This window comes from Novosphingobium sp. (assembly GCF_039595395.1).
GTDB lineage: Bacteria > Pseudomonadota > Alphaproteobacteria > Sphingomonadales > Sphingomonadaceae > Novosphingobium.
The window spans coordinates 1,790,699-1,815,936 of record NZ_JBCNLP010000006.1 but is presented as its reverse complement, the minus strand read 5'-3'; the positions used below and the strand labels follow the sequence as shown (position 1 = coordinate 1,815,936).

General features: G+C 60.9%; 21 protein-coding genes. 8 read left to right on the top strand and 13 right to left on the bottom strand.

What is annotated here, in order from left to right; genetic code table 11:
- Genes ABDW49_RS27545 through ABDW49_RS27525 form a run of 5 tightly spaced genes read right to left on the bottom strand, consistent with a single transcriptional unit; the run spans window position 1 to window position 5,794 of the window.
- Window positions 1-1,512: a hypothetical protein gene (locus tag ABDW49_RS27545; RefSeq protein ID WP_343617042.1), complete on the bottom strand. Its 1,512-nt coding sequence runs from the start codon at window positions 1,510-1,512 to the stop codon at window positions 1-3.
- Window positions 1,513-1,520: 8 nt separating this feature from the next.
- On the bottom strand, window positions 1,521-2,357 hold the full coding sequence (gene kduI, locus ABDW49_RS27540; protein WP_343617041.1) for a 5-dehydro-4-deoxy-D-glucuronate isomerase: 837 nt from the start codon (window positions 2,355-2,357) through the stop codon (window positions 1,521-1,523).
- Window positions 2,358-2,381: 24 nt separating this feature from the next.
- Window positions 2,382-3,413, bottom strand: a complete 1,032-nt coding sequence (locus ABDW49_RS27535) for an aldo/keto reductase (RefSeq protein WP_343617039.1) — start codon at window positions 3,411-3,413, stop codon at window positions 2,382-2,384.
- A 7-nt stretch (window positions 3,414-3,420) separates the two neighbouring features.
- Window positions 3,421-4,566, bottom strand: coding sequence for a glycoside hydrolase family 88 protein (locus tag ABDW49_RS27530; protein WP_343617037.1), 1,146 nt, complete (start codon window positions 4,564-4,566; stop codon window positions 3,421-3,423).
- Window position 4,567: 1 nt separating this feature from the next.
- The gene (locus ABDW49_RS27525) at window positions 4,568-5,794 is read right to left on the bottom strand and encodes an oligosaccharide MFS transporter (protein WP_343617035.1); all 1,227 of its coding nucleotides are present in this window, start codon (window positions 5,792-5,794) and stop codon (window positions 4,568-4,570) included.
- Between the two features lie 168 nt (window positions 5,795-5,962).
- Here ABDW49_RS27525 and ABDW49_RS27520 point away from each other — a divergent pair, with 168 nt between their 5' ends.
- The 7 genes from ABDW49_RS27520 to ABDW49_RS27490 all read left to right on the top strand — a co-directional run bounded on the left by ABDW49_RS27520 (window position 5,963) and on the right by ABDW49_RS27490 (window position 15,875).
- A complete protein-coding gene (locus tag ABDW49_RS27520) occupies window positions 5,963-7,033 on the top strand; it encodes a LacI family DNA-binding transcriptional regulator (protein ID WP_343617033.1) in 1,071 nt (356 codons plus the stop codon).
- A gap of 68 nt (window positions 7,034-7,101) precedes the next feature.
- The gene (locus tag ABDW49_RS27515; protein WP_343617031.1) at window positions 7,102-8,010 is read left to right on the top strand and encodes an ROK family protein; all 909 of its coding nucleotides are present in this window, start codon (window positions 7,102-7,104) and stop codon (window positions 8,008-8,010) included.
- Window positions 8,011-8,015: 5 nt separating this feature from the next.
- Window positions 8,016-9,839 (top strand): DUF2264 domain-containing protein, encoded by a 1,824-nt coding sequence (locus ABDW49_RS27510; RefSeq protein WP_343617030.1) that lies wholly within the window; start codon window positions 8,016-8,018, stop codon window positions 9,837-9,839.
- Between the two features lie 155 nt (window positions 9,840-9,994).
- Window positions 9,995-12,274, top strand: coding sequence for a TonB-dependent receptor (locus ABDW49_RS27505; RefSeq protein ID WP_343617029.1), 2,280 nt, complete (start codon window positions 9,995-9,997; stop codon window positions 12,272-12,274).
- Between the two features lie 62 nt (window positions 12,275-12,336).
- Entirely contained in the window at window positions 12,337-14,265 is a 1,929-nt protein-coding gene (locus ABDW49_RS27500; RefSeq protein WP_343617028.1) for a glycoside hydrolase family 97 catalytic domain-containing protein, read from the top strand.
- A 237-nt stretch (window positions 14,266-14,502) separates the two neighbouring features.
- Complete coding sequence (locus ABDW49_RS27495; protein WP_343617026.1) at window positions 14,503-15,501, top strand: alginate lyase family protein; 999 nt, start codon at window positions 14,503-14,505, stop codon at window positions 15,499-15,501.
- 83 nt (window positions 15,502-15,584) lie between these two features.
- On the top strand, window positions 15,585-15,875 hold the full coding sequence (locus ABDW49_RS27490) for a LacI family DNA-binding transcriptional regulator (protein WP_343617024.1): 291 nt from the start codon (window positions 15,585-15,587) through the stop codon (window positions 15,873-15,875).
- Between the two features lie 226 nt (window positions 15,876-16,101).
- Here the strand turns inward: ABDW49_RS27490 and ABDW49_RS27485 are convergent, their stop codons facing one another.
- The 4 genes from ABDW49_RS27485 to ABDW49_RS27470 all read right to left on the bottom strand — a co-directional run bounded on the left by ABDW49_RS27485 (window position 16,102) and on the right by ABDW49_RS27470 (window position 21,635).
- Entirely contained in the window at window positions 16,102-18,840 is a 2,739-nt protein-coding gene (locus tag ABDW49_RS27485; protein WP_343617022.1) for a TonB-dependent receptor, read from the bottom strand.
- A gap of 407 nt (window positions 18,841-19,247) precedes the next feature.
- Entirely contained in the window at window positions 19,248-20,312 is a 1,065-nt protein-coding gene (locus ABDW49_RS27480; protein WP_343617020.1) for a LacI family DNA-binding transcriptional regulator, read from the bottom strand.
- A 277-nt stretch (window positions 20,313-20,589) separates the two neighbouring features.
- Window positions 20,590-21,219 carry a glutathione S-transferase gene (locus ABDW49_RS27475; RefSeq protein WP_343617019.1) on the bottom strand — a complete coding sequence of 210 codons (630 nt, stop codon included), beginning with the start codon at window positions 21,217-21,219 and terminating at the stop codon, window positions 20,590-20,592.
- A gap of 44 nt (window positions 21,220-21,263) precedes the next feature.
- Window positions 21,264-21,635, bottom strand: coding sequence for a peroxiredoxin (locus tag ABDW49_RS27470; protein WP_343617017.1), 372 nt, complete (start codon window positions 21,633-21,635; stop codon window positions 21,264-21,266).
- 247 nt (window positions 21,636-21,882) lie between these two features.
- Between ABDW49_RS27470 and ABDW49_RS27465 the strand changes: the two genes are divergently transcribed.
- The gene (locus ABDW49_RS27465) at window positions 21,883-22,065 is read left to right on the top strand and encodes a CsbD family protein (protein WP_343617014.1); all 183 of its coding nucleotides are present in this window, start codon (window positions 21,883-21,885) and stop codon (window positions 22,063-22,065) included.
- A gap of 69 nt (window positions 22,066-22,134) precedes the next feature.
- Here ABDW49_RS27465 and ABDW49_RS27460 read toward each other — a convergent pair whose 3' ends face one another.
- The 4 genes from ABDW49_RS27460 to ABDW49_RS27445 form a co-directional block, all read right to left on the bottom strand.
- Window positions 22,135-23,100, bottom strand: coding sequence for a TIGR01777 family oxidoreductase (locus ABDW49_RS27460; protein ID WP_343617012.1), 966 nt, complete (start codon window positions 23,098-23,100; stop codon window positions 22,135-22,137).
- Between the two features lie 71 nt (window positions 23,101-23,171).
- Window positions 23,172-23,393 (bottom strand): DUF2945 domain-containing protein, encoded by a 222-nt coding sequence (locus ABDW49_RS27455; protein ID WP_343617010.1) that lies wholly within the window; start codon window positions 23,391-23,393, stop codon window positions 23,172-23,174.
- 278 nt (window positions 23,394-23,671) lie between these two features.
- Window positions 23,672-24,124 (bottom strand): response regulator, encoded by a 453-nt coding sequence (locus ABDW49_RS27450; RefSeq protein ID WP_343617008.1) that lies wholly within the window; start codon window positions 24,122-24,124, stop codon window positions 23,672-23,674.
- A complete protein-coding gene (locus tag ABDW49_RS27445; RefSeq protein WP_343617006.1) occupies window positions 24,121-25,227 on the bottom strand; it encodes a histidine kinase dimerization/phosphoacceptor domain -containing protein in 1,107 nt (368 codons plus the stop codon). The genes ABDW49_RS27450 and ABDW49_RS27445 overlap by 4 nt, the downstream gene beginning before the upstream one ends.
- Window positions 25,228-25,238 lie beyond the last annotated feature (11 nt).

The following is a 25,238-nucleotide window of genomic DNA, read 5'->3' as shown; positions in this document are numbered from 1 at the left end:
CTACTTCTTGATCGTCAGCTTTTCCACGAAGGGGCCAACATCGATATCTGCGGTCTCTGGCGAGATCGCCGTGCGATCGCCGAGGGTCAGATTTTCGATCGTGACATTGCGGACCGCTGTGCTCGGCGAGAGCCCGGAGATGATCGATCGGCTTGGAAGACCCTCACCGGTATAGTGGATGTTGCGAAGCGTGAGGCCGTCGATGCCGCGACCAGGGCGCTTGTTGGCCTGCGCGCTGGCGATCGTCAATTTGGTCTGGCCGGCAACGATGTTGAGCAGCCGCCCTTCCTCGATTCGCTGGACGTCGATATCGCTGAACGTCACGTTTTTGATGAAGGTGGCATTGCCCGAATAGATGGACATCACACCATCCCACATCGGATCGTCCTCGTCGAAATTGACGATCTTGATCTTCTCGAAGGTCACGTCGCTGATCGTCCGCGGCGCATCGGCGTCGCCGAAATGGCCCACGAAGAGTGAATGAGCAACATCGTTCCAGATCGTCAGATTACGCGCCGTGATATCGAAGGTATCGGCCGGCTGGGTCGCGCCCGGAGGTCCGACCGGTGCAATTGGATGGTTGCGGCAGATCGGACAGTCTGTGACCGCATAGACGACAACGCCGTCATCCGAGACCCGCAGATAGCCGCCGTCGATATGCACATGCCGGGAGGTGGAAATGTTGAGCCCATCGGACCATTTGCCAGAGGTGAAGCCACTGATCTGACTCACCGACACATTTTGCGAATTGCGGATGTTCATCACGCGCGCGGCGTCGTTGCGCTCATCATTGACGACGATCAGGTCGCGGATGTCGATATCGCTGGCGCCGTCAAGATCCACAGGACTGCCGGCATTGTAGAGCAGACCGCGGCCGGAAATCTTCACATTCTCGACATGATCGAGGGCAAAGCTTCCCCGCAGCACCGCGCCGCCCGCCAGGTAGATGCGGTCACCCGATTTGACGGGGAACCGGTTCGTGCCTTCCGGGGGCGTGTGAATGCCCGGGCCGAAATAGATGACATTGTCCCCCGCGGGTCGATCCGGCGGTAGCTCGCCGGCCAGAATATGGAGGTTGTGCAGGCGATCGCCGTCGAATTGGACCGAGAAGCGCTCCGGCTTGTCGAGCGTCATGCGCACGACAGAGCCACTGCGCTGCATTGCTATCCCCGGCTGGCGCGGGAGAACATCGGCGGTCGTGAAATTGCCGTTGTTCTTCTCGATCTCCAGTTCGACCTTGCCGGAGAAATCGAAATAGACCAGCGACGCATTCTGCAATGTGTCGTTGTCCACCCGGATACGGTACTCATAGAGGCTTTGCCAGGCCCCTCCCGGCGTGCGCACGCGCACGGTGTAATCATCATTGTGAGCAGCATAGAGAAGTGCCTGGGGAACGGGATAGACCCGTAGTTCGCCGGCAGCGCAGAGCTGCTGCGCGCCGGCCAGTCCCGCCGCGCCGAAGATCGAGAGGCATGCCAGCTGCAAGCGGCGACGTTTCGAGAGGCTGGGCATCGCAAGACTCACTTCAGCTGGCAGATGTCGAGGACGTTCATATCGGTGTAGTCGAGGTTTTCCCCACCCATCGCCCAGATGAAGGCATATTTCTTTGTGCCGCTGCCCATGTGAACCGACCAGGGCGGGCTGATCACCGCCTCCTCGTTGGCAACCACGATGTGGCGCATGTCTTCCGGCTCGCCCATGTAGTGGAAGATGCGGTCGTTCTTCTCGGGCAGGTCGAAGTAGAGATAGATTTCGCTGCGGCGGTCATGCAGATGCGGCGGCATGGTGTTCCACACGCTGCCTTCTTCCAGCACGGTGAGGCCGAGGAGGAGCTGGGCGCTCTCGCAAACGCCGGGGATGACCAGCTGGTAGATCGTGCGCTGGTTCGAATTGGCCAGATCGCCGCGCTGCAGCGGGTTGGCCTGGGCCAGCGTGATATGCTTGATCGGCAGGGCTTTGTGCGCCGGAACGCTGGCGATGTAGAAGCGCGCGCCCTCGCCCTCGAAAATCACCTCAGCGCTGCCCATCGGCACGTAGAGGCATTCCTTGTTGCCCATCTCGAAACGCTGGCCATCGACGGTGATCGCGCCGGCAGTGCCGATGTTGACGATGCCCGCCTCGCGGCGCTCCAGGAAAGGATGACCAGCAGCGCTGGCCGGCACGGTCTGCTCGGGCAGCTTGATGGTGCTGCTGCCGGGCACAGCACCACCGATCACCAGGCGCTCACCGTGAGAATAATTGAGCGTTACCTCGCCCTCGATGAACATGCTGCCCACCAGATAGCGGTCGCGGAGTTCGTCATTGGTTGCGCCCTTCATCATATCGGGATGGGTGGCGTAATAGGTCTTGGAGAACATGGGCTCTTTCCTTCGATATGGAGATCAGGAGTGCGGCAGAGGCACGCCGGGCGAGATAATCCCGCTTTCAGCAAGCTCGGCCCAGAAGGCGGCGGGGATTGGGGTGGTAGCCAGGATGCAGGTTTCAGCCACGCGGGCTGAGCCTGCGACACCTGGGAGAACCGAAACAACGGCGGGGTGACCCAGGCCAAATTGCAGGGCTGCAGCACCAAGGGGGACGTCGTGCGAAGCACAAAGCGCTTCGAGCGCAGCCAGGGACGCGAGAATTTCGGGAGGAGCGGCCCCATAGTCGTAGCGCATGGCACCGGTGCGCTTGGTTCCGCCCGCGAGCAACCCGGTGTTGTAGGGACCCGCAGCGATCACACTGACCCCCGCCTCTGCGCAGCGGTCGAGCAAGGGCAGGGCACCGGCGTGGTCGAGAAGGGTGTAGCGACCGGCAAGCAGGAAGGCATCTACCGGCGCTTCATCGAGCATGCGATGACAGACAGCCGCTTCATTCACCCCCAGCCCAAACGCTTCGATTGCCCCGTCCCGCTTCAGTTCGACGAGTGCGCGCAGACCGCCATCGATGAATTCACGCCACAGTCGCGCATCGTTCTCGCCATGGGCATAGGCACCGATGTCGTGGAGAAAAAGAACATCGATATGGGCCAGGCCAAGGCGGTGAAGGCTGGCTTCCCACGACCGCATCACCCCGTCGTAGCTGTAATCGAAGGCAGCCCGGAATGGCATAGGCGTATGGAAGCCGTGGCGTGGCTGGCTGGTGTCTGCCTCATCATCGGGAAGCAGGGTACGACCAACCTTGGTCGAGATCAGAAAATGATCCCGCGGTGTTTCGCGCAAGGCATCGCCGAGCCGCCTCTCGGCAAGCCCCAGGCCGTAATAGGGCGCAACATCGAACCAATCGAGGCCGGCTTTCAGGCCGGTGTGGGCGGTGCCGATGGCTTCTTCAGGAGGGCGCGGACGATTGCGGTTGCCCATGTCACTGCAGCCGATGCCGATCACTGGCAGGCTGAGATCGGTCTGGCCCAAGGGGCGGCGGGGGATCGTGCTCATGGCGTTTTCAGGCCCAGTAAGGCTGCCAAGCGCGACGCAAGCGCATCAACGCCTCAAGGTAGAAATAGTCCCCCCAGATGCAGCATTCATCGACGCCGACCTTGTTGGGCCAATGGTAGACCGCATGCGCGAGCATGCCATCGCTGCCTTCGAGCGGGGCAAGATAGTCGCGGTCCAGGCTCTCGGCCATGCGCAGCGCTTCGGCCTGATATAGGGCGCGCCGCGTGTCCACGATCGGAAGGGCCGAAGCCAGTTCCAGCAAGCCGCAGATCGTGATTGCGGCCGCAGAGCTGTCCCTTGGCTCATCCTTGGTGAAAATGAGATCCCAGCAGCAGATGCCGTCGTCCGGCAATCTGGCCAGATAATAGTCCGCTAGTTGTGCGGCCAGATCGAGATAATCCCTTCGACCGGTATGGCGAAAGGCCAGTGCGAAGCCGTAAATGCCCCAGGCCTGACCGCGTGCCCAGCAACTGTCATCGGAAAAACCCTGATGGGTCGAGCCGTGACGGGGAAGACCGGTCCGGGTGTCGACATAATAGGTGTGATATGTCGAGTGATCGGGCCGGACCAGAAGCTTGGCTGCCTGCTCGACATGAGCGTCGGCGGCCTGGGCAAAGCGCCTGTCGCCCGTTTCACGCGCGGCCCACCACAAAAGCGGCAGGTTGAGGTTGCAGTCGATGATCATCCGACCGCTCTGTTCGGGATCGGAAAGATCTCCCCAGGCCTGGATGACCCGCGCAACGCTGTTGTACCGTGACAGGAGGAGTTCCGCGGCCATCAAGCCGGAAAGACGAGCCTCTTCATTGCCCGTCAGTTGCCAGGCAGCGCAGGTCGAGAGCGTGTAGAGAAAGCCCAAATCGTGATGGTCCGTGAGATGGCGCCGGGCCACCCGGTCGGCAAAACCGGGCATCAACGCATCAGCTGCAGCGCGGTAACGTTCCTCCCCCGACAATTCCCAGGCCAGCCAGAGCATCCCTGGCCAGAAGCCGTTGGTCCATTCCTCATTGTCCATAAGCGGGTAGACACCGCCCTGGCTGGAGGGGGCGGGGAAGCGACCGCCATAGGCGGTGATGGAGCGGTCGACCCTTTCGAGAGCGCGCGCAATCATCATGTCTGCCATGGCAGGACTCAGCGATGGGACTTTCTTGCCCATGTCAGTTCTTTCCTTGAGGGCGCGGAGCCGGGTCGGGAGCCAGCGCAAGATGCGAGGCAATCCAGAAGCACAGGGCAAAAGCCGCGATGGTGAAATAGGTGTGGCGAAAACCGATGGCATCGTAGAGCCGACCAGCGATCGGCGAGAGAATGGCAAGGCCAAGCGAGTGGCCGAAGCTGACGCCCACCATATAGAGGGTGCTTGAGAAGCGGGCTTCGAAATGGGCGGCGATGTAGCGAAAGATCGAAACGAGCAGGATGGGCAACTCGAGCGAATGGAGCATCTTGCAACCAGAGATCGACCAGGGTCCCGCAGCCACACCGGTTGCAGCGATTCGAACGATCATGATCGCCGTTGCCAGGAGCAATCCGCGTTTGATGCCGACGCGGTTGACGATGATCGGCGCCACAAACATCATGCCCGCCTCAAGAAAGATCTGGGCTGAATTGAGATAGCCAAACATGGCGTTGCCCGATTCGCGCGTAGGAAAGAGCGATGCGAAATAGGCCGGGAACTGCTGGTCGTAGACGAGATACAGGTTCGTGACGCCCAAGATCAGGACCATGAAGCGCCAGAATTTCGGCAGGCGCAGCACACTCAGCGAATCGGCAAGGGTGAGCGGGCGAGGGGCCTCGACGCTGATGGGCGCGATGACATTGCCGCGCAGCGCCAGGATCAGCGGAAGGAGAATGAGTCCGGCCACCGTCGCCAGAAAGAAATTGATGCGCGGATCGATGTTGAAGAGGCGCCCGGAAAACAGCGCGGCGAGTGAGAAGCCGAGCGATCCCCAGAGACGCGCGCGCGAATATTCAAAGCCGTCCCGGCGACTTACGCGGTCCACGAAGCTTTCGATCGCGTAGCTGCCGGCCACGAAGGTCGCGCCGATATAGGCCCCGCCGAGAACTGCTCCCGCCAGCATGTGATCGCGCAGCAGCGGCGCGTAAACGAAGCTGAAAAAAGGCCCGGCCATCACCACCATGATGGCGATCGCCAGCGGAACCGTTCGGCGATAGCCCATGCGATCCGAAAGCCAGCCATAAAGCGGCTGACAAACCATGGCAGCGATGAAATTTGCCGAGAAAACGGTGCCGACTTGCGCTCCGGACAGCCCGAGGCGCTGGCTCAGCCAGATCGACAGCAATGAAATGGCCGCAGCCTGCGCGAAAAAGAAAGCGGCGACATAGCCGCTGACGAGCAGGTAGTTGCGGCGTGCCTGACCATGCAACATCCTCGTGGAATCTCCCGTTGGCCGACTGAAAGACCTTGCGTGGGTCAGTGTCGTGGCCTAACCTGTTATCGATAACTGACGGGGCTAAATAACGGCAATTTGGGATGACGCGCAAGAGGCTACTTCAAATTTGCGAAACTTGCCCCTAGGAGCGACGGAGGAGACCTGATGGCCGAGGATGAAGTATCTGGCGTTGACGCACTCTTGGAGGGCACGGGCAAAAGCGCCGTGACCATCTACGACGTCGCGCGCGCCGCGGGTGTCTCCCATACGACCGTGTCGCGCGTCATGAACGGGCGCCACCACGTCAGCAAGGCCACGCGGGAAAAGGTCATGGCCACGGTCGAGGCCATGAATTTCTCGCCAAATGCTGCGGCGAGTTCGCTGCGCAGCGCGCTCAAGATCGGCCTGCTCTATTCCAATCCCAGTTCCTCGAATCTGGGGGACTTCCTGATGGGTGCCTTCCGCCAGGCAGGTGAATCGGGATGCCAACTGATGATCGAGCCCAGTTCGGCTCATTCCGATGGTCTCTCAGCCGTCAACAAACTGCTGAGCGTCGGGGCCGACGGCGTGATCCTTCCGCCGCCACTGTGCGACCTGCCCGAGGTCCTCGAACGCCTGATGCAGGCCGGAGTCCCTGCACTCGGCTTTGCGACCGCCGAGCCGCGCCCCGATACGCCGGCGGTGCTGGTCGACGATTTTGCCGGGGCTCGGCTGATGACCGAGCATCTCATCGGTCTGGGTCATCGCGACATCGCATTCCTGCGCGGCGATCCCATGCACTCCACAGCACGGCGACGCGAGGCAGGTTTCCGCGCAGCCATGCGCGAGGCTGGGCTGGCTGTTCGTCCCGAGTGGGTCGCCCAGGGCTATTTCACCTATCGCTCGGGCATGGATGCTGCGCAGCAACTCTTCGCCCTCGATGAGCGTCCCACAGCGGTCTTTGCCAGCAACGATGATATGGCTGCGGGCGTTTCGGCGGTTGCCCACGGGCTTGGCCTTTCCATCCCCGGCGATATCAGCATTGCCGGGTTTGACGATACCTCCGTTGCCACGACTGTATGGCCGGAACTGACGACCATCCATCAGCCTATCTCCCAAATGTCTTCCTCGGCCGTAACAGCCATCACCGATCTCGTGCGGCGCCGCCGTGCGGGCGAGAGCGTGCCTGTGCGCCACGAGGTGATCTCCATTCGCCTGGTCGAGCGTGCCTCGACCGGCAAGCCCACCAAGGGCTGATTTTTCCCGACAATTTGTAGCAGCGGCCCATTCGTGGGCGGCGCCCCTCTTTTGCATGGAGCACAGCTATGTCTGCTTCCCCAAGCACGTCCAAACTCACCTTCGGCGCTATCGAAGCCGGGGGCACGAAGATCATTTGCGGCATCGGCGATGCCGAAGGATCGCGCGAGACAATCCGAATCCCGACGAGCAACCCCGAGACTTGCGTGTCGCAGATCCTCGCCTTTTTCAGAGAGGGACAGCAGAAATATGGCCCGATGGAAGCGGTTGGACTAGCCACCTTCGGGCCCGTCGATCTCGATCCCTCTTCGCCGACATGGGGGCATATCACAACCACGCCCAAGCCTGGCTGGCAGGGCGCGGATCTGCGCGGCATGATCGCCCAGGGGATTGGCCTTCGCGTCGAAGTCGATACCGACGTCAACGCCGCAGCACTCGCCGAGGCCTTCGTCGGCGCTGCGCGAGGCAGCCAGTCGGCGGCCTATATCACCGTGGGCACGGGCATTGGCGTCGGGCTCGTTTCGGGAGGCCGCACGATTATTGGCCGCGGTCACCCCGAAATCGGACATATTCTGCCTCGGCGCCACGGCGCACATGATAACTTTGCCGGTGTCTGTCCCTTCCATGGCGACTGTTATGAAGGCCTCGCCAGCGGGCCGGCGATCATTGCCGCCTGGGGTGGGTCTCTTGCAGAACTGCCCGGCGATCATCCGGCCTGGGATGCTCAGGCCGATTATCTGGGGCAACTGTGTGCCTCGCTCATCCTCTCGGTGGCGCCCGAGCATATTGTGATCGGTGGCGGCGTGATGGCCTATGAGCATCTGCTCGTCGCGGTTCGCCGCGAAACCGCACGTCGTTTGGGCGGCTATGCCTCACTCTGGGCAGATCCCGAGATCCTCGATGCCCGCATCACCGCCCCTGGCTGCATCGAGCCTGCCGGGCTGGTGGGCGCCTATCTTCTGGCACAGCAGGGCTAAAGAAAATGGCGGATGCCTTCAATCCGCTCTCGGGCAATCCTCTGCGGGACCGAGAGGATCTTGCCAGGGCCTTGTTTGCCTTGCTCGAACCCTTGCGTGCCTGCTTTTCGGCCTCGGGTGCCCGGGTGGTCATCGACCGTGCTGGCGCCGCTTTCGACCGCGCCGCCATAGAGCTTGAAGGCTTTTCCCGCCCGCTCTGGGGGCTGGTTCCCGCCACATTGGGCGGTTTCGACACCCAGGACTGGTGGGCGATCTATCGCGCGGGGCTTTCGGCTGGGACCGATCCGCTGCATCCCGATTACTGGGGCACGGTCGGCCCGGTCGATCAACGGCAGGTTGAGGCCGCGGCCATTGGTTTTGCCCTGCGATGCTGCAGGAAGGAACTCTGGGAGCCGCTCGATGCAGCCAGCCGTGCCAGGGTCGGCGCCTGGCTTATGGCCGCGCGCGACCAGCCTTTTTCCAACAACAACTGGAAATTCTTCCGGTTGATGATCGATCTTGGCCTCGAAGAAATCGGCTTTGCTCCCGATGCCGCCGGTCACGAGAACTACCTTGCCGAGATCGATGCATTTGCCATGCCCGGCGGCTGGTATCGCGACGGTCCGACACGGCAGATGGATCACTATGTGCCTTTCGCCTTCCATTATTATGGCCTGCTCTATGCGGCTCTGGCGAGAGGACGATGTGGCCAGCGGCAAGTGCTGCGCGAGCGTGCGCGCCAGTTTGCGCCCGATTTTGCGCGCTGGTTCGATCCCGATGGTGCCTGCCTCCCCATCGGGCGCAGCCTGACCTACCGCTTTGCCATGGCTGGCTTCTGGGGCGCTTTGGCTTTCGCTGGAGAAGAGGCGCTGCCATGGGGACACGTGAAAGGACTGTTTTTGCGCCATCTCCGCTGGTGGAGCGAGCAGCCGATGACCCGGCGCGACGGTCTCCTGACGGTCGGATATGCTTATCCCAATCCGCTTATGGCCGAGGCCTACAATTCGGCCAACTCACCCTATTGGGCCTGCAAGGCATTTCTGCCCCTGGCGCTCCCGGGCGACCACCCGTTCTGGGCCGCGCAAGAGCGCGATTTGCCGGCGCAGCGCGACCGGATTGTTGCCCTCGATCAGCCCGGCCTTGTGCTGCGGAGCGATGAGGATGGTGTTGTGGCGCTCTCAAGCGGCCAGTCCAACACCGCCATCCGGCATGGCTGCGAAAAATATGCGAAATTTGCCTATTCCACGCGGCATGCCTTCTCGATCGAAAGCGATCTGCGCGCGCCTGACACCTGTTCGCTCGATTCGATGCTCGGCTTGATCGACGAAGATGGCAATCTGCGCGTCCGCGATCGCTGCGAGCAGGCCCGGATCGGCAAGAACGGCCTATGGTCGCGCTGGCAGCCCTTCCACGATGTCACTGTCGAAACCTGGCTGTGGTGGGAAGGCCCATGGCAGATGCGTCGCCATTGGGTGAGATCTGCCCGGCCTTTGCGCACCATCGAGGGCGGCATGGCGGTGGCCGACCGGCCGGACACGGCAGTTGTCGAAGAGGCTTCGGGGCTGGCGGTCTGGCGGCGCGATCTCTGGTCGGGGATCGTCGACCTTGGAGGGCAACGCAGCGCCAGATTGCTGGCCGGGGAACCCAACACCCATCTCCTTCATCCGCGCGCGCTCGTCCCCCAGCTCAAGGGCAGGATCGGAGTCGGCACGACCATTTTGAGCTGTGGCATATTGGTGACCGTTAATCCCGGGAAGGGGCTGAGCCTTTGGCCCGGACATGCTTTCCTAAATCGTGATGTCCCAACGGATTTGGGGCCAGATGGCCGGTTGGTCGGGGTGCTGACCTGACCCGGTAATCGAGCGGCTGTTTCCAGCAATATACGGATACAGACAGAAGGACTTGACATTCCGAACCGGTTATCGATATCTGATATCGATAACAGCACGTGAAGCGACTCGTTCCAAAAGGAAGGGGCCTCCGGCTGTTGGAGGGAGGATTTCTGATGAAGAGCATGTCTCGAGCCTTGTTTGCCTCGTGCTCGCTGGCCGCAATGGCCTTTGCCCCGTTCGGCGGTGTCGCATTCGCACAGGCGCAACCGGCTGCGAAAGCCGAAGCACCCTCGGTCCCCGATGGCGGAGAGATCGTGGTGACGGCGCAAAAGCGTTCGGAAAATGTGCAGAAAGTGCCCGTTGCCGTTTCTGTTCTGAGTCCGGCTGCGATTGGTGCTTCGGGGGCCCAGAACCTTCAGGATCTGGCCAAGGCCAGCTCCTCCCTGACGATCACACCGGAATCCCAGCCCGCCAACACGTCGATCATCCTGCGCGGCGTGGGGACCTTCGCCTTCTCGATCGCGGTAGAACCGGCAGTCGCGGTCATCGTGGACGACGTGCCTCAGGCCTATCAGGCCCAGGCCCTGACCAGCGATCTGGGTGACGTCGAGCGGGTCGAAGTGCTTCGCGGCCCGCAGAGCACGCTGTTCGGCAAGAGCGCTTCGGCCGGCGTTATCAACGTCGTTTCCAAAGGCCCCAGCGATACTTTCACGGTCAGCGGCCAAGCAACGGCGACAACCGATCAGGAGTACCGCGTGGGCCTCACCGCCGCAGGCCCGCTGACCAAGAACCTGTCTTACCGCATCACCGGCGCGACCTCGACCTGGGCGGGGCCCACGACGAATCTGACGACCGGTGACAAGATCAACGGCCTGACGAATTCGACGTTGAAGGGCGTGCTGCGCTGGGATGCGACCGACGCTCTCACACTCACCGGCGGTGTGCTGTACAACCGTGTGAAATCCAATTGCTGTTCGGCAAGCTACATCCAGCTCGATCCCAACGCGAAGCTGCTCGGCACCAATTACACCGGCGCGCAGGTGACCGCGGGCGAGACCGTCAATCGCAAGAACAACACCGTGCGCCTCGACAGCCCGCTCTATGCCAACAGCCAGTTTCTGGAGGAATATGGCAAGATCGGCTATTCGCTGGATTCCGGCCTGTCCCTGCTGTCAGTCACCTCGCACCAGCTCTTCAAGCTCTACAGCGGTGTCGACAATGATTTCTCCGACCTGCCGATCGCGACGGCCAACAATGGTGGCGTCGCCGCGCCCAATTATATCCAGACCGTCAACAACCGGGTAGAAACCTGGACCCAGGAGCTTCGCTTGACCTCGCCCGATACCGGGCCACTCAAATATGTCGCAGGCCTCTATTTTCAGAGCTTTGGGGGCGAAGGGCATTTCCGTCGCGGTCCCACCTACAATTTCGCCAGCTACGATGCTTATGCCACATCGAAGAATTATGCGGTGTTCGGTCAGGCGACCTGGGATTTTGCCCAGGGGAGCCGCGTGATCGCCGGTCTGCGCGCCAACAGCGAGGATATCGGCTATCAGTTCTACAAGAACACCACCGGCCAGTATTTCAGCGGGAAAAACAAGGACAACACCGTCACCGGTAAGTTCGGTTTGCAGCACGACCTCGCCCGCGATGTGATGGTCTTTGCCACCTATGTGCGCGGCTATAAGGGGCAGGCTTACGATCTGACCAGCGCTCTCAATGCCACGATTGCCGCCAACTTCCCCGTCAAAGCAGAGCATTCCAACGATTATGAGATCGGCCTGCGAAGCCAGTTCCTGAACCGGCGGATCACGCTGAACCTTACCGGTTTCTGGACCGATTACAGTAACTTCCAGGCACAGGGTCTGCTGCCCGATATCGCTGCCACGCCTGTGCTGGCCAATGTCGGCAAAGTGCGCACGCGCGGCGTCGAGCTTGAAAGCAGCGCTCGCGTCACCGACGCGCTGCGCCTCAATGCCGGGATCACCTATACCGACGCCAAGATCGTCAACTATCCCAACGGGGCCTGCTATCCCGGCCAGACAGCGGCTACCGGCTGCATTGGCAATCAGCAGAATGAAGCTGGTTATGTCCTGCCGAATGCGCCGCGTTGGAAGATGGATCTGGGCGGCGAATATCGCGTGCCGGTGGGCAGCAATCTGAAGGCGGCGGTCACTGCGCATTATACCTGGCAGAGCAAGGTCAATTACACACTGACCGGCGATCCCTCGACGGTTCAGGGGGCTTACGGCATCTTCAATCTGGGCCTGAGCGTCTCGCCTAACGACGATCGCTTCAAGATCACCGCCTTCATCAACAACCTCTTCGACACGCAATATTACTCCCGTATCGACAACCGTGCGAGCCTGTGGGGCAACAGCACGGCTCTTGCCGGCTACCTGCCGCGCGATTTCCACCGCTATGCTGGTGTGACGCTCGGCTTCAAATATTGATCATCCCAGGTGCGGGCAGGACGCTGCGGCTGTCCTGCCCGCGCCGCGTTTAAGGAGATACCATGCGTTTCGAAACCTCACGGCGCAAGGTGATGCTCGGCCTGGCAAGCGTTCCTGCGGTAGCGGGGGCGGCGAGGGGACGGGCGGCTGCGCGTTATGTCGCCGCCTCGCCAAATGGCAAGATCGAGGTCGAGCTGCACCTCCATCCGCTTGCCTGGTCGGTGCGCCTGGGTGGTCGAACCATCATCGAGCCTTCGCCTTTGGCGCTTGAGCTTGTCGATCACGAGGCTCTTGGACCCCAAGCCCTGGTGACAGGCACGAGAAGCCGGCGGATCGAGGGGAGCTGGTCGCCGCCCTTCGGCATTCGCTCCACTTGCAGCGAGGCCTGTGGCGAGGTGGAGCTGCTCTTGCGCGACAGGACGGGGAACATCCGGTTTGCCGTGATCGCTCGGGCTTATGACGCGGGCGTCGCCCTTCGCTTTCATCTTCTCGCCGCGCCGGGGCAATCCCTGGTCGTCGCGGGAGAGGCCATGCAGTTCCGGCTTCCGGCGGAAGCGATCATCCATGCCAGCAGAGACGAAGGGGAGTATCAGGTTGCGCGCCAGACCGGCGTATCCCCCATTCCCGATCCGCCTTTGACGGCAAGCAGCGATCCGCAGGGGCCCGCTGACATCCCACTCACGGCGCAGCTTGCCGATGGCACCACTCTGCTCATCACCGAAAGCGATCGCCTCCATTATCCACGCATGATGCTGGAGAGCACGGCGCGCGGCCTTGTGACCCGGTTGATGAGATATCCCGGGCGGGCAACCGGCTGGTCAGGGCCGGGCGATACTCCGGCCGAGCATCACTTCTCGATCGAAGCGGGGGCCTTCACGCCCTGGCGCGTCGTCGTCGTCTCGCCTGATGCGGTCGGCCTGCTCGAACGCCAGGATCTGGTCCCGACGCTTGCCACCCCGTCGCGGCTGAGTGAGGTCTCCTGGATCAAGCCAGGTCGGGCGGTGCGGATTCGCGGCTACACGACCCAGATTGGCCTCGACACCATCGATTTCGCGGCGGCCCGCAAGCTCGATTATGTCGAATGGGATGCCCATTGGTATGGCGACGGCACCGATCCGAGCGATGCGACCTATGCCATTCCGGCGATCGATATTCACAAGGTGATCGCGCATGCCCGGTCGAAGGGGCTGGGCATGATCCTCTATGTCGATCGCGTTCCCGCCATGCGGCAGCTCGATGCAATCCTCAAAACCTATCGCTCTTGGGGCGTTGTCGGGATCAAATTCGGCTTCATGTGGGAAGGGCGACAAAGCGATGTCGACTTCATTTCGGGCTTGGTTGCGGCTTGTGGCGCGCAGGGCCTGATGGTCAGCCTGCATGACAATCTCCGTCCTGCCGGGCTCGAACGCACCTATCCGAATTATATCGCTCTGGAAGGCGTGCGCGGAAACGAACATTTCCCCACCGCGACCCATAATGTCACGCTGCCCTTCACCCGGGCGATTGCCGGACCGATCGATTACACGATCTGCTATGCGAACCCGCGCAACCAGACAACCAATGCGCATCAGCTCGCCATGGCTGCGGTCTACTACAATCCGCTGACCTTCCTTTATTGGTATGATGGGCCGGAGAAATATGCGGGGCGCGCCTGGCCGGAGCTTGCCTTCTTCGACGAATGTCCGACGAGCTGGGAGCAGACGGTCGCTCTCTCGGGCGCTATCGGGGAGCATGTCGCGGTTGCGCGATATGCCCGGGGACGATGGTTCCTGGGTGCGATGACCAATGAGAAGGAGCGCAAGCTCAGCCTCTCGCTGGGCTTTCTCACCAAGGGCCGCTGGCGGGCTCGCCGCTTTGCCGACGGGCCGCCCGGCGAGAGACCTTTCGCCACGCCGGTTGTGCTCACACAGGACATCGTCGGGCCCGAAAGCAGGCTGGAGCTGAGCTTGGCGCCCTCCGGCGGACAGGCGATCATCTTCGAGCCGATGTGACGATCTGGATCGCGGTTCTTCTGACAGGAACGATGGATGACATCTATGTATGGTATGAGGCTGCCAACCGCCCAAGCCGGGCTGAGCTTGATCTGCCTGGCATTGAGCGCGTTGCCAGCGCATGCGGCGCAAGCAGGGCTGCGCCATCCAGGAGCACTGAATTCGGCAGCCGACTTCACCGCGATCGCTGAAGCCGTAAAACAACAGCGCGATCCCTGGGCCGCGGATTTTGCAAAAATGCGGGCCAACTCCCATGACAGCACCAGTTATTGGGCTCGGGATGTCGAGGTGGTCGTGCGCGGCACGCAGGTGGGCGGTCCCCGCGAAAATTATGCCAACCTCTTCAACGATACAGCGGCCGCCTATGCTCTTGCCCTGGATTGGCGCATCAGCGGTGACCGCAAGCGAGGCGCTGCGGCAGCACGCATTCTCAACGCCTGGGCGCGCACGCTCAAGACCATCACCGGCACCTCGGACAGATATCTGGCCTCGGGGATCTACGGCTATCAATTGGCCATCGCGGGTGAAACGCTTCGGGATTTCCCCGGCTGGTCGCAAACCGATCAGGCCGCCTTCCACAAGATGCTCCTCGATGTGATTGCGCCGATGAACCGCGATTTCTTGACCCATCACAACGGTGCCAAGATCGACCATTATTGGGCGAACTGGGATCTGTGCAATCTGGCCTCGTTGATGGCGATCGGCATCCTAACCGACCACCGGGACCTCTATGAGCAGGCCCGCGAGTATTATCTTCATGGCGAGGGCAACGGTGCCATCGGTAAGGCGGCATGGCAGGTCTATCCTGGAGGCTTGGCCCAGTGGCAGGAAAGCGGGCGCGATCAGGGCCACAGCCTGATGGGGCTGGGTCTAGCCGGGACGATCTGCGAAATGGCCTGGCAACAGGGTGACGATCTGTTCGCGGCCGACGACAACCGGCTGCTGGCGGCTGCACGGTATGTTGCGCGCTACAATCTTGGTCAGGACGTGCCCTACACCACCTACACCAACAGCGATGTCACCCAGAGCGTGATCTCCGACAAGATGCGCGGGCAGGTGCGCCCAGTCTGGGCATTGATCTTCAACCATTACGTCAAGCGCAAAGGGCTCGAAGCGCCCGAGTTGCAGGAGATGATCCGAAAGAACGGCATCGATGGCGGTGGTGGCGATTATGGTCCCAACAGCGGTGGCTTCGATCAGCTCGGATATGGCACGCTAACCTCCACGAGGCCGTGAGAGGCTCTGGGGTCTTCTGTCATTGGGCCTTTCGGGGCCCATGACGCAAGCGCATCTCGCCACTTGCCCAGAGGGCAGCTGTGATGCGTCAGGCATCCGGCAAGGCGATATTTCGGGCAACCTCCTGTGATGTGGCTGAAAAGGCCGGCGTGAGCCAGTCGATGGTGTCTCGTGCGCTTTCGGGATCAAGCTGTGCGGCAAGAGCCACGGGCAAGAGAATAGAGGCCATCGCCCGCGATCTTGCCTATCAGGTCGATCCGATGGCCTCGCCTGTGCGACGCATGCTTGCGGCGCGGGAAGGGTGGCCGGTTGGTTCTTCAAGGGTTGGAATGAAACTCGTCATTCGGGAGCGTTCGCGGTTCCTTCCGATCTAGCCCACTGGTCTAGAACCCAGTGGGCTATCGCCAGGTTTGGGGGCCTGGGCAATTCGCTGCGCCTCGGGCTGGACGGTTGGCGATGGCAATCTTGACCAACCGGCGGCTCTGAGCCTCTTTCTGACCCCCCAGAGGACGAAGCGAGCCTTCCTGTGGCGGGACAAAAAAATAGCGGGCAGGCTGTGAGGCCTGCCCGCTTGGTCGTGAATGCCGCGCATGCTCCGGCTCAGAAGCGCACCGATCCTGTCAGAAAATAGGAGCGCGGCTGGGTCGTGGCGATGCCGGTCGTCGCATTGGGATATTGCGCCTGCAGCTGGGCCTGGGTCAGGCCAGAGACCGGGAGATTGGGATTCTGCAAGGAGAAGATTCCGACCGTGTTGAAGAGGTTGTTGACGTTGAGGCCGAGACGGAAATTGGTGGTGACGTCGTAAAAGAGCGACAGATCGGTTTGGGTCTGAGCAGGAAAAACGGTTGTTCCCAGATAGCTGTTGGGCCGTGATCCCAGATATGTGAAGTTGACGAGGCCGTCGAAGCGACCACGGACATATTCCACGCCGACACGGCCCTGAAGCTTGGGAAGGTTCTCCAGTGCGCTGTTCGGGAAGGATTGCAGAACGTCATCCTGGCTGCCGACCTGCCCAAGGTTCCACACATACCACTGCAGTGCCTTGCCGCGCTGGAAGGTCAAAGCCGCATGGGTGGTGAACCCGGCAAAAGGCCCCACCGTGCCCTCGATTTCGACACCATAGACTCGCGTCTTGTTGAATGCGGGCGGCGTCACATAGGTCGTGCCATCCAGATTGGTTCCGATTGCCACCACATTGACCTTGTCCATCACGGTGAAGAAGGGGGTGACCGACAAGTTCACGTGATGGGCGCCGTAATTGAAGCCGGCCTCATATTGGGTGATCACAGGGGGGGTGATCGGCTGGTTCTGCGCCTTGAAGGCGGTGTCATAGCCTGCCCACAGGCCATCACCGTTCTTGTAACCGTGTGAATAACGGAAATAGGAAGAAAAGGCCGAAGAGACCTTGTAGCTGACCGCGGCGCTCCAGTTAACAAATTGCAGCGAACGGTCGAAATTCACCTGATTGGTCATGAGACCATAGACATTGTCGTAAATGGTCAGCGGATTGCCGTCGAGCCCGCCAAAGGTGCGCGACTTCGCGCTGCTGTTGGCAGTGGCATTAAGATTGGTCCCCCTAAAGCCGAAGCTCTCGAAGCGCAGCCCGGCATCCAGTGTGAGCTTGTCCGTCACCTTCCATGTCGCTCCCCCGAAAGCGGAGGTCGAGCGGTTGCGGACATAGTTCGACTGGGGGGCAGCATCGATCGCGCCAAATCCTGCCGGATTGGTGATCTGATAGGTGTTGCCCGTTGCCTGGTCGGAGAAGCTCACCGAATAGGCCGAGGGATCGTTCTGAATTCCGGAGATATAGCCGCCTGGGGCGAGAAGGTAGCGATGGAAGGCCGAACGCGACAGATAGGTGCCCACCGTGACGGTCAGACGCTTAAACTGCTTGGTGGCGGTGAATTGATCCACCCAGGTATCGTCATGCATGGCCGTAGAGGTGCCGGTGCCGGCCATCACCCCATTGTTGAGCACCTGTTGGTTGGGCAGGTTATTGGCGAGAATGGAATAGACCCCCGCCGTCGTCGTGCCGACCCTCGCCATGACCTGGCCGGCAGAATTGCTGAGCGTTATCGTGCCGTTGCGATTGGACAGGCCTGCCGCGCTGAAACCGACCACCGCCCAAAGATTGGGATTGTCCAGCCCATAGGTGCCGACATTGGTCTGGTTGAGCTTGAGGTCGTTGCTCATGAAGCGGAAGTGATTGGTGATCTTGATCCCCGAATCGAATTTATGCTCCCACTTCAGGCCGATCTGACGCGAGATCGAGTGGTCGAGGTCCGAAGGATCGAAGCGCTGCGAGGCGATCGGGCCAGCCCCGGGAACCGTATAGGCCGAGGCGGTCCCAAGATAGTAGTTGTCCGTACGCGACAGGCCCGGCGCCACCTGTGGGTTGGTAAAGCCGATCGAGGGGATGCGCTCGGAATCGTAGGAGCCATTGTGGTCGTTGAGATATTTGCCGTAGAGCAGCAGAGTGCCATGACCGTAGTCCCAGCCGAGCGACCCCTTGACCTCCCCGCCATTGTTGAAGGCATAGGGCGTCGGGCGCGATCCGAAGGAACGGCGGTAAAAGCCGCCGATGGCCGCGCCGATGTTGGAATCCTTGATCGGAGCCCCGTAATAGAAATCGCCGCGCTGATAAGGACCGCCGTCGCCTTCAAGGCCGACGCGAACGCTCGCACGACCGCCCGAATGATCGGTCAGAGCGTTACGGGAGATGTAGTTGAACAGGCCACCTGGAGCATTGGGACCAGTTACCGTGGCGCTGCCGCCGCGCAATGCCTCGATATGATCGACGTTGATGTCCTGGCGGAAGAAGATGTCTGGCTGATAGCCGCTGCCCTGAATGCCCAGGGTGGGCAGGCCATCCTCAAGCAGGGTCACGAAATAATAGCCTGAGGTTGCCGATTGGGTCCCCACCGAGAGCCCGCGCGCATATACAATGTTGCGCGTTTCGCCCACCGATGAGTTCACATACACGCCCGGGACGTTTTTCAGGGCATCTGCGGCACTGACCGGAGCGGTCCGTGCGATGGTATCGGCCGAAACCGTAGAGAGTGCGATTGGAGCGTCACGACGCTTGGTCGCGCTCATCACGCCGGTCACGACAATGTCCTTGGTCGCTTCCTGGCCCTCGTCCCTGCTCTGGGCCGCCTGCGCAGCAGGTTTGGGGGCAGCCGCGCCGCTGGTTGCAGCGGCGCCCTGATTTGGAGAACTCGGCTGTTCTGCAGCCTGGGCGGCAGGCGCGAGGGAGGCCAGCGCCGATCCGGCAAGGAGGGTGGCCACAATCCGCTTCAAAGGAGCGGGTCGCGCGATGATATCTGCTTTAAAATCCATCTGGCATCCCCTTGCGCTCTGGTTTGGGCTGCGGCGCAGGCGAGTCTGTTATCGATATCTGTTTTCTGAGTCCATCTCACCATGGCCCTTTCGGCTTTTGTCCAACCAAATGATGCAAAATGGCAACAAAATCCCATATAAGGGCATTTTGAGCCGGAATTTTCCTTCTATTTCTTGGGCGGTTACAGTCTCGATGGGCTGTTATCGATATTTATCAGGGTCGCGTTTGGTCGTACTCAGTGCGTGATGGCACGCCATTGCCAGGAACAGTCAGCAGCCATCCGGCTGGGGGCGCAGGGCGCGCTGAAAGCATGCAGCGGCGATGGGCCGCGCCGGCGAGCGGGCAGCGCAGTTCCTGCCTTCCCCTGTCACGGGAAGGTTTTCGATCAGAACGACCGGTTAAGAAATTAGACGCGCAGCGGCCCGGTCGAATGGCGTTCGACGAGGCTGAAGGGGACGATATAATGTCGCGGCGCAGGCTTCTTGCCCAACTTGTGCTGCCGAATGACATCAGTCAGAATCTCGACCGCGGTCGCTGCCATCATGGCGATGGGCTGATGAATGGTCGTCAACGGCGGCCACATCAGCGAGGCGATGGGGGTGTCGTCGAAGCCTGCAATGCTCAGCTCGCCAGGAATGCTGATCCCCATTCCGAGCGCGATCGCTGCGATCGCCGCAGCCATCTCGTCATTGCTTGCGAAGATGGCCGTGGGGCGGGAGCCTTGCGCTTGATCGAGCAACCGTCGACCGGCATCGAGCCCCAGCCGAAAGGAAAACGATCCCTCTTCCAGCCATGCCGGATTGATCGGCAACCGTGCCTCGGCCATCGCTGCGCGAAAGCCCTCTTCGCGGCGCATTGCCGGGGAATGGCGCGGATCGCCCCTGACGAAGGCGATGTCGCGGTGCCCCAGCTCAATAAGGCGGCGCGTCATCGTCCGCGCGCCGTCGAAGTCATCGATGAGGACAGCGGAAGAATGTGATCGAAGCTCGGCTGCGGCAAAACTGAGTGCTGGAATGCCTGCGCCCCAGACTATGTCGAGTATGTCCAGGGAGTCGGACAAGGGTGGCGGAAGGATGACGCCATCGGCTCCCATTGTGACGACTCTGCGCACGGCTTCTGCGGGATTGCTATGGTTCGTCACAGCTTCGATCAGCATTTGACTGCCATCAAGCGCTGCGCGTTGCGAGGCACCCATCAGGAAATCGCCAAGATTGAGCGAGCGTGGATTGTTGATGATCATGCCGATCCGAAGCGAACCGGTTCGCGCCGCGCGCGCTGTGGCATTTGTGACATAGGCCAAGGTCTTCAGCGAGGCTTCGACCTTGACGCGCAGCGCGTCACGCACCTTTTGCCCGTTGACGACGCGCGATACAGTCATCTTCGAAACGCCCGCATGTCGTGCAACGTCCTGCAGCGTGACCGCGCGCCGGGCTTCGGCAGCCGGTGCTATCTCGCTGTCCGTCAATGTCATCCCTTTTTCTCGCGACTGAAGCTGGCAACAGGAAACCGGCCGGTTTCTGACATAGGCTCGACCAAGAGTTCGACCAAATCTGGCCGATGCCTTCCACAAGCGCTCCCTGAGAGGCAAGGATTAATTTCGAAGGGGTTGGCCCATCGTGAACCGCACCGGGCTTGCCGGAGGGGCTCGCCAGGGATGAATGGAGGGCCGCTGTTGAGGAATGCGCAGGGGACGCCGAATAACCGCTTTGTCAGCGCATCCAGTCTGTAGCGAGGGGTCGGCGAAGCATTCACGCCAGCCTGTAGGGGCCGCCCCTGGACACCGCGGCCTGATAGGCGGGGCGGCTGTGGATGGTGTCCAGCCATGCCGAGGTCGCGGGGCGGCTGGCATCGAGCCCGGCCCGGTCGCGGGCGGCTTCTAGCGGGAAACTCATGGTGATGTCGGCGGCGGTCAAGACCTCTCCGGCAAACCACGGGCGGGAGGCCAGCTCGCTTTCCACGAAATCGAGATGAACGTCGATCATCGGCTGGATGCGCTTTTGCGCCATCCCGCCCAGAAGCGGCACCTTGCCCAGCACCAGCTTGACGAGCAGCGGCGGCATCAGCGACCCTTCGGCATAATGCAGATAGAAACGATAGCGCAGCATCGACGCTTCATCGGCAGGCGCGCCCAGACGGCCACCGGCCTTGTCGACCAGATAGGCGATGATCGCCCCGGTCTCCGCGATGGTACGGTTCCCCTCATCATCAACGATGACCGGCGATTTGCCCAAGGGATGGACGGCCCGCAGTTCGGGCGGCGCCAGCATCGTTTTGGGGATCCGCGCGTAACGCCTGATCTCATAAGGCAGGCCCAGCTCCTCCAGCAGCCAGAGTACGCGCTGCGAGCGCGAGTTTTCCAGATGATGGACGGTGATCATGGGCCTGCTCCTTTGCTTTCCCAACGATTCGGGGCGGCCAATGTTCAGCTTGCGGGATGGGTTACCCGCCATGCCTTCACGGCAGCCAGCGACCGCTCGACATGGCCCGGCGGGCTGAAGGCGGAATAGGACATCAGGATGGTGCCGTCGGGCGCGATGACATAGCTAGTGCGATCCGACATGGAGAGCACCGGCAGCTTGACCTCATAGGCCTTGATCACAAGGCTGCTGGCCACGCCGACGGCGAATTTGTTGCGGCATTCGGTGACGGAAAAGCGGCTGAGCTTGGCGAGAGGATCATCCGACAGGCCGATCACGGTTGCCCTGGCGGCGTGGAAAGCATCGGTGGCTTCGGAAAACTCATGGGCCTCAATGGTGCAGCAGCTGGTGAAGGCGGCAAAGAAGAAATAGAGCACGACCGCGCTGGCCTAAAATCAGATCGCCGTTGACAGGCGGGCTTCAATCCCGGTTATGCACGTCTCAGGTGGCGTGTTGGACATCATGCGCCTTGGCAAGATGGGACACCACCGTGTCGAGATCGGCGTCGGCGGCGTCGGTGCTCACTAGCGTTCCCGTGATGGAACACTAGGCGCCACCGGATGTTTCGCCCACATCAGATCAACGACGGCACGACCCCGTGTCCTATCTTCAGAGGAGCCAATCATGGGTGAATTCACCGACAAGCTCGATGCGGCCGGCAACAAGATCGCCGGCAAGGCCAAGGAACTGTATGGCGAGGCGACGCACAACGCCGAGCTGGAGGCCGAAGGCAAGGCACAGCAGCTCAAGGGAACTGCGCAGGATGTGAAGGGCAGTGTCAAAGGCGCCTTGGGCGACAAGATCTGACCAACCCCCAAAAAAGCCCCCGGATCGTTGCAAAAGAGCGGTCCGGGGCTTTTTGTGCCTGCCTCTGCGTCACCCCTTGTCGTTGATGATCTCATCAAGCGCACCACGCAAATCGGGGTACCAGAAAACAAAGCCACTGTCCGAGGCTGCCCTGGGCAAAACTCGCTGTCCCGAAAGCAAGAGTTCGTGGGCAAAATCGCCGAGCATAGCCCGAAGAGGCCATGCCGGGATGGGAAGCAGCGCCGGACGGTGCAGAACGCCGGCCAGTGTTTGCGTGAAGACGGTGTTGGTCACTGGCTGCGGTGCCGTGCCGTTGACGGGGCCAGAAAGATCAGGCTTGGCGATGATGTGCACGATCAAACGCGCCAGATCGTCGCAGTGTATCCAGCTCATGACATGACGACCGTCGCCGAATGTACCCCCGAGCCCGAGCTTAAAGGGCAGTAGGAGCCGCGCCAGCATGCCTCCGTCGTGATCGAGCACCAGCCCGGTCCGTAGCAGCACCGTGCGCACCCCCAAAGACTGCGCACCCAAAGCCGCTTGTTCCCAACACACACAGACTTGGCGTGAAAAGCATGGAGTCCCGTTGCTCGCCTCCGTCAACTCCTCGTCACCGCGCAGACCATACCAACCGATGGCCGAGCCGCTGACCAGGACCTTGGGCTTGCGGTCAAGCCGTGCGATCAAGCTTACCACTTGATTGGTCACCTCAAGCCGGGAGTTCATGATGCGCCGTCGCTTGCTAGTGGTCCATGGACTGTTGGAAATGGGCTCGCCTGCCAGATTGACAATGGCATCAACAGGGGTGTCATTGCCGATGTCGGACAATGCCTTGACGATGCGAACACGCGGGAGGCGCGAGGTGTCCGCCTTCGCGCCTCCCCGGGTGAGAACGGTGACGTGATGACCGGCTGCCGACATTGCGGCTACGAGCCGGGTGCCGATAAAACCGGTGCCGCCAGTTACAAGTATGGAATGCGATCCTGGGAGGCCACTTGCCAAGGAAACGGGGTCACGCGGTGTCATTGTCGGCATCGCTTAAATCCTGCTCGATAGGGCCAAATAAGCTGCATTGACGCGTTGTCTCACGGCAGTGCCGTCTGGCATCATGCCTCGCTCCGACCATCGAGCCTCAGAGCCGAGGGTTTGTGAGCCGCGCGCTTGCCTTCCGCGGTCTCGACAATCACCTCTGGGTTGTCGGGCGAAGCGGCGACCTTATGCTTTTTAACCCTGGTCGGGCTGGTGATCGTTTTGACAACCTTGCCATGGGCTGTGCCGGCATGGCTGTTCCAGCTGACCTTCTGTCCTTTTACCAGCGTCTTACGCATGGTCCGCTCCTTTGAGTTTTCGAAAAGAAAAACTGAACCGCGCCGAACTCCCCTGCGGCCTTCTCAGGTGAGATGAACGGAGAGCGGCTATTGAGCAGGCGGCTGAAGCCAGTGACGGTCGGCTATGTTCGCGGCCCCAGACAATGATCGTTACCTCGCAAACAGTAAGTGCAGCATTGCGGCATGATTTGTAAATCTCCATCGATCATGACCGTTGCGTGGTGTCGTTCCCTTATCGCCAGAGCCCCGGATACATCCAAGCACGCCTCAAGTGTCCTTCAAATCGGACGCTTCTCCCATCGGCGCTGCAGATGGGGGGAGGGTATCAGGCTGGCGGGTCGTGGCACGTTGGGCGGCGGATCGAACACTCCCTCTGCCAAATAATGAAGCGCGTTGACGATCCCCGAATTGGAAAACGGCTTGGCGATCACCCCATGAGCGCCCAGGAAATCCTCCGGAATTTTCGAAACATTGGCGGTCACGAATATGATCAGCGCTTGGGGCCATCGCTTTTGAATCACGCGGCAGACGTCCAGCCCGCTCGAGCCGTGGGCCAAATGGAGATCGACAAAAGCCAGTTGCGGTTTGATCGTATCGGGTAGCTCTTCAACGTCTTCGAGGCAAGCTGCTTCTGCCAGGACGTTGTGGCCACTGTCCTCAACCATCGTCCCGATGTCCATTGCCAGCAGCATTTCGTCTTCAACAATCAAAACGTCCAGAACTTCTGTCACTGGGACACTCCTGTAAGGGGGACTCGCACCGTTACGCAGGTGCCCGGAGCATTATTGGCCCAAATCACCTCGGCCTTGGCCTGGCGGGCCAAACGGGTGATTAATGCTAAGCCAATGCTTTTGGTGCGCTTCGATGTCGGCATACCCGGCCCATCGTCCGAGATGCTGATGGTGCCCCATCCATCTTTGGTCTGCACCGATACGGATAGCTTTCCAGGGCGACCATCAGCAAATGCGTGTTTGATGGCATTCGTGAAGATCTCGTTAAAAATAAGTCCGAGGGCCGAGGCATGGGAGGCATCGACGTAGAGCGTCTGCGCGTCGATGTGTAACGCGATGTTGGTGCGCCCGCTTGACCCCAAGACATCGGTCACAAGGCTGACGACAAAACCGCCGACGTCGAAGTGAGAGATGTCCGAGGACTGGTAAAGCTGGCGATGCACCACGGCCAGTGCGTCAACCCGCTCCAGCATGGAGTCTAGCTTAGCCGCCGTATCGGGATCATCGATGGTGCGAACCTGCAGGCGTAGTAACGACCCGATCATCGTGAGATTGTTTTTGACCCGATGATCAACCTCGTGGAGCAGGATCGTTTTGGCGTCTAGCGCCATGCGCAGATCCGCCGTGCGCCGTTCAACCTCGCGTTCAACCAGCAATTTCTGGTTGTTGACGATCTCTTGCGCCTGAATGCGATCCGTCACGTTGAGCTGGGAAGCGAAATAAAAACGGATAACGCTGTCCCTATCACGTACAGGGGACATGTGCAGGGCATTCCAGAAAGTGCTACCGTCCTTGCGATAGTTGAGCAGATCGACGTCGACATCATGCCCGTTGGCGACAGCCTCGCGGACTCTCGAGACAGCCTCAATGTCGGTCTCCGGGCCCTGCAGAAAGCGGCAATTGCGCCCTATGATTTCCTCGCGGGCATAGCCGGTAAGCTCCTGGAAGGCGACGTTGCAGAACACGATCGGGTTGTCGGGCTGAGCGGGATCTGTAATGACCATCGGCATTCTGGTGGCTCGAACAGCAGCGGCAAAGGGGTCTCCCCGGCCGTGCTCATAATCCAGAGCTTCCGTCAGATGCCAATCGTCACGCTGCCTCAAGGCCTTTCTCC

What these genes read in the sequence shown, in the direction of transcription:
- ABDW49_RS27525 (WP_343617035.1), bottom strand. Translation starts at nt 5,794, where the DNA reads ATGTTGCATGGTCAGGCACGCCGCAACTACCTGCTCGTCAGCGGCTAT.
- ABDW49_RS27495 (WP_343617026.1), top strand. Translation starts at nt 14,503, where the DNA reads ATGCGGGCCAACTCCCATGACAGCACCAGTTATTGGGCTCGGGATGTC.
- ABDW49_RS27530 (WP_343617037.1), bottom strand. Translation starts at nt 4,566, where the DNA reads ATGGGCAAGAAAGTCCCATCGCTGAGTCCTGCCATGGCAGACATGATG.
- ABDW49_RS27500 (WP_343617028.1), top strand. Translation starts at nt 12,337, where the DNA reads ATGCGTTTCGAAACCTCACGGCGCAAGGTGATGCTCGGCCTGGCAAGC.
- ABDW49_RS27490 (WP_343617024.1), top strand. Translation starts at nt 15,585, where the DNA reads ATGCGTCAGGCATCCGGCAAGGCGATATTTCGGGCAACCTCCTGTGAT.
- ABDW49_RS27475 (WP_343617019.1), bottom strand. Translation starts at nt 21,219, where the DNA reads ATGATCACCGTCCATCATCTGGAAAACTCGCGCTCGCAGCGCGTACTC.
- ABDW49_RS27465 (WP_343617014.1), top strand. Translation starts at nt 21,883, where the DNA reads ATGGGTGAATTCACCGACAAGCTCGATGCGGCCGGCAACAAGATCGCC.
- ABDW49_RS27480 (WP_343617020.1), bottom strand. Translation starts at nt 20,312, where the DNA reads ATGACATTGACGGACAGCGAGATAGCACCGGCTGCCGAAGCCCGGCGC.
- ABDW49_RS27510 (WP_343617030.1), top strand. Translation starts at nt 8,016, where the DNA reads ATGGCGGATGCCTTCAATCCGCTCTCGGGCAATCCTCTGCGGGACCGA.
- ABDW49_RS27460 (WP_343617012.1), bottom strand. Translation starts at nt 23,100, where the DNA reads ATGCCGACAATGACACCGCGTGACCCCGTTTCCTTGGCAAGTGGCCTC.
- ABDW49_RS27515 (WP_343617031.1), top strand. Translation starts at nt 7,102, where the DNA reads ATGTCTGCTTCCCCAAGCACGTCCAAACTCACCTTCGGCGCTATCGAA.
- kduI (WP_343617041.1), bottom strand. Translation starts at nt 2,357, where the DNA reads ATGTTCTCCAAGACCTATTACGCCACCCATCCCGATATGATGAAGGGC.
- ABDW49_RS27505 (WP_343617029.1), top strand. Translation starts at nt 9,995, where the DNA reads ATGAAGAGCATGTCTCGAGCCTTGTTTGCCTCGTGCTCGCTGGCCGCA.
- ABDW49_RS27545 (WP_343617042.1), bottom strand. Translation starts at nt 1,512, where the DNA reads ATGCCCAGCCTCTCGAAACGTCGCCGCTTGCAGCTGGCATGCCTCTCG.
- ABDW49_RS27455 (WP_343617010.1), bottom strand. Translation starts at nt 23,393, where the DNA reads ATGCGTAAGACGCTGGTAAAAGGACAGAAGGTCAGCTGGAACAGCCAT.
- ABDW49_RS27485 (WP_343617022.1), bottom strand. Translation starts at nt 18,840, where the DNA reads ATGGATTTTAAAGCAGATATCATCGCGCGACCCGCTCCTTTGAAGCGG.
- ABDW49_RS27535 (WP_343617039.1), bottom strand. Translation starts at nt 3,413, where the DNA reads ATGAGCACGATCCCCCGCCGCCCCTTGGGCCAGACCGATCTCAGCCTG.
- ABDW49_RS27520 (WP_343617033.1), top strand. Translation starts at nt 5,963, where the DNA reads ATGGCCGAGGATGAAGTATCTGGCGTTGACGCACTCTTGGAGGGCACG.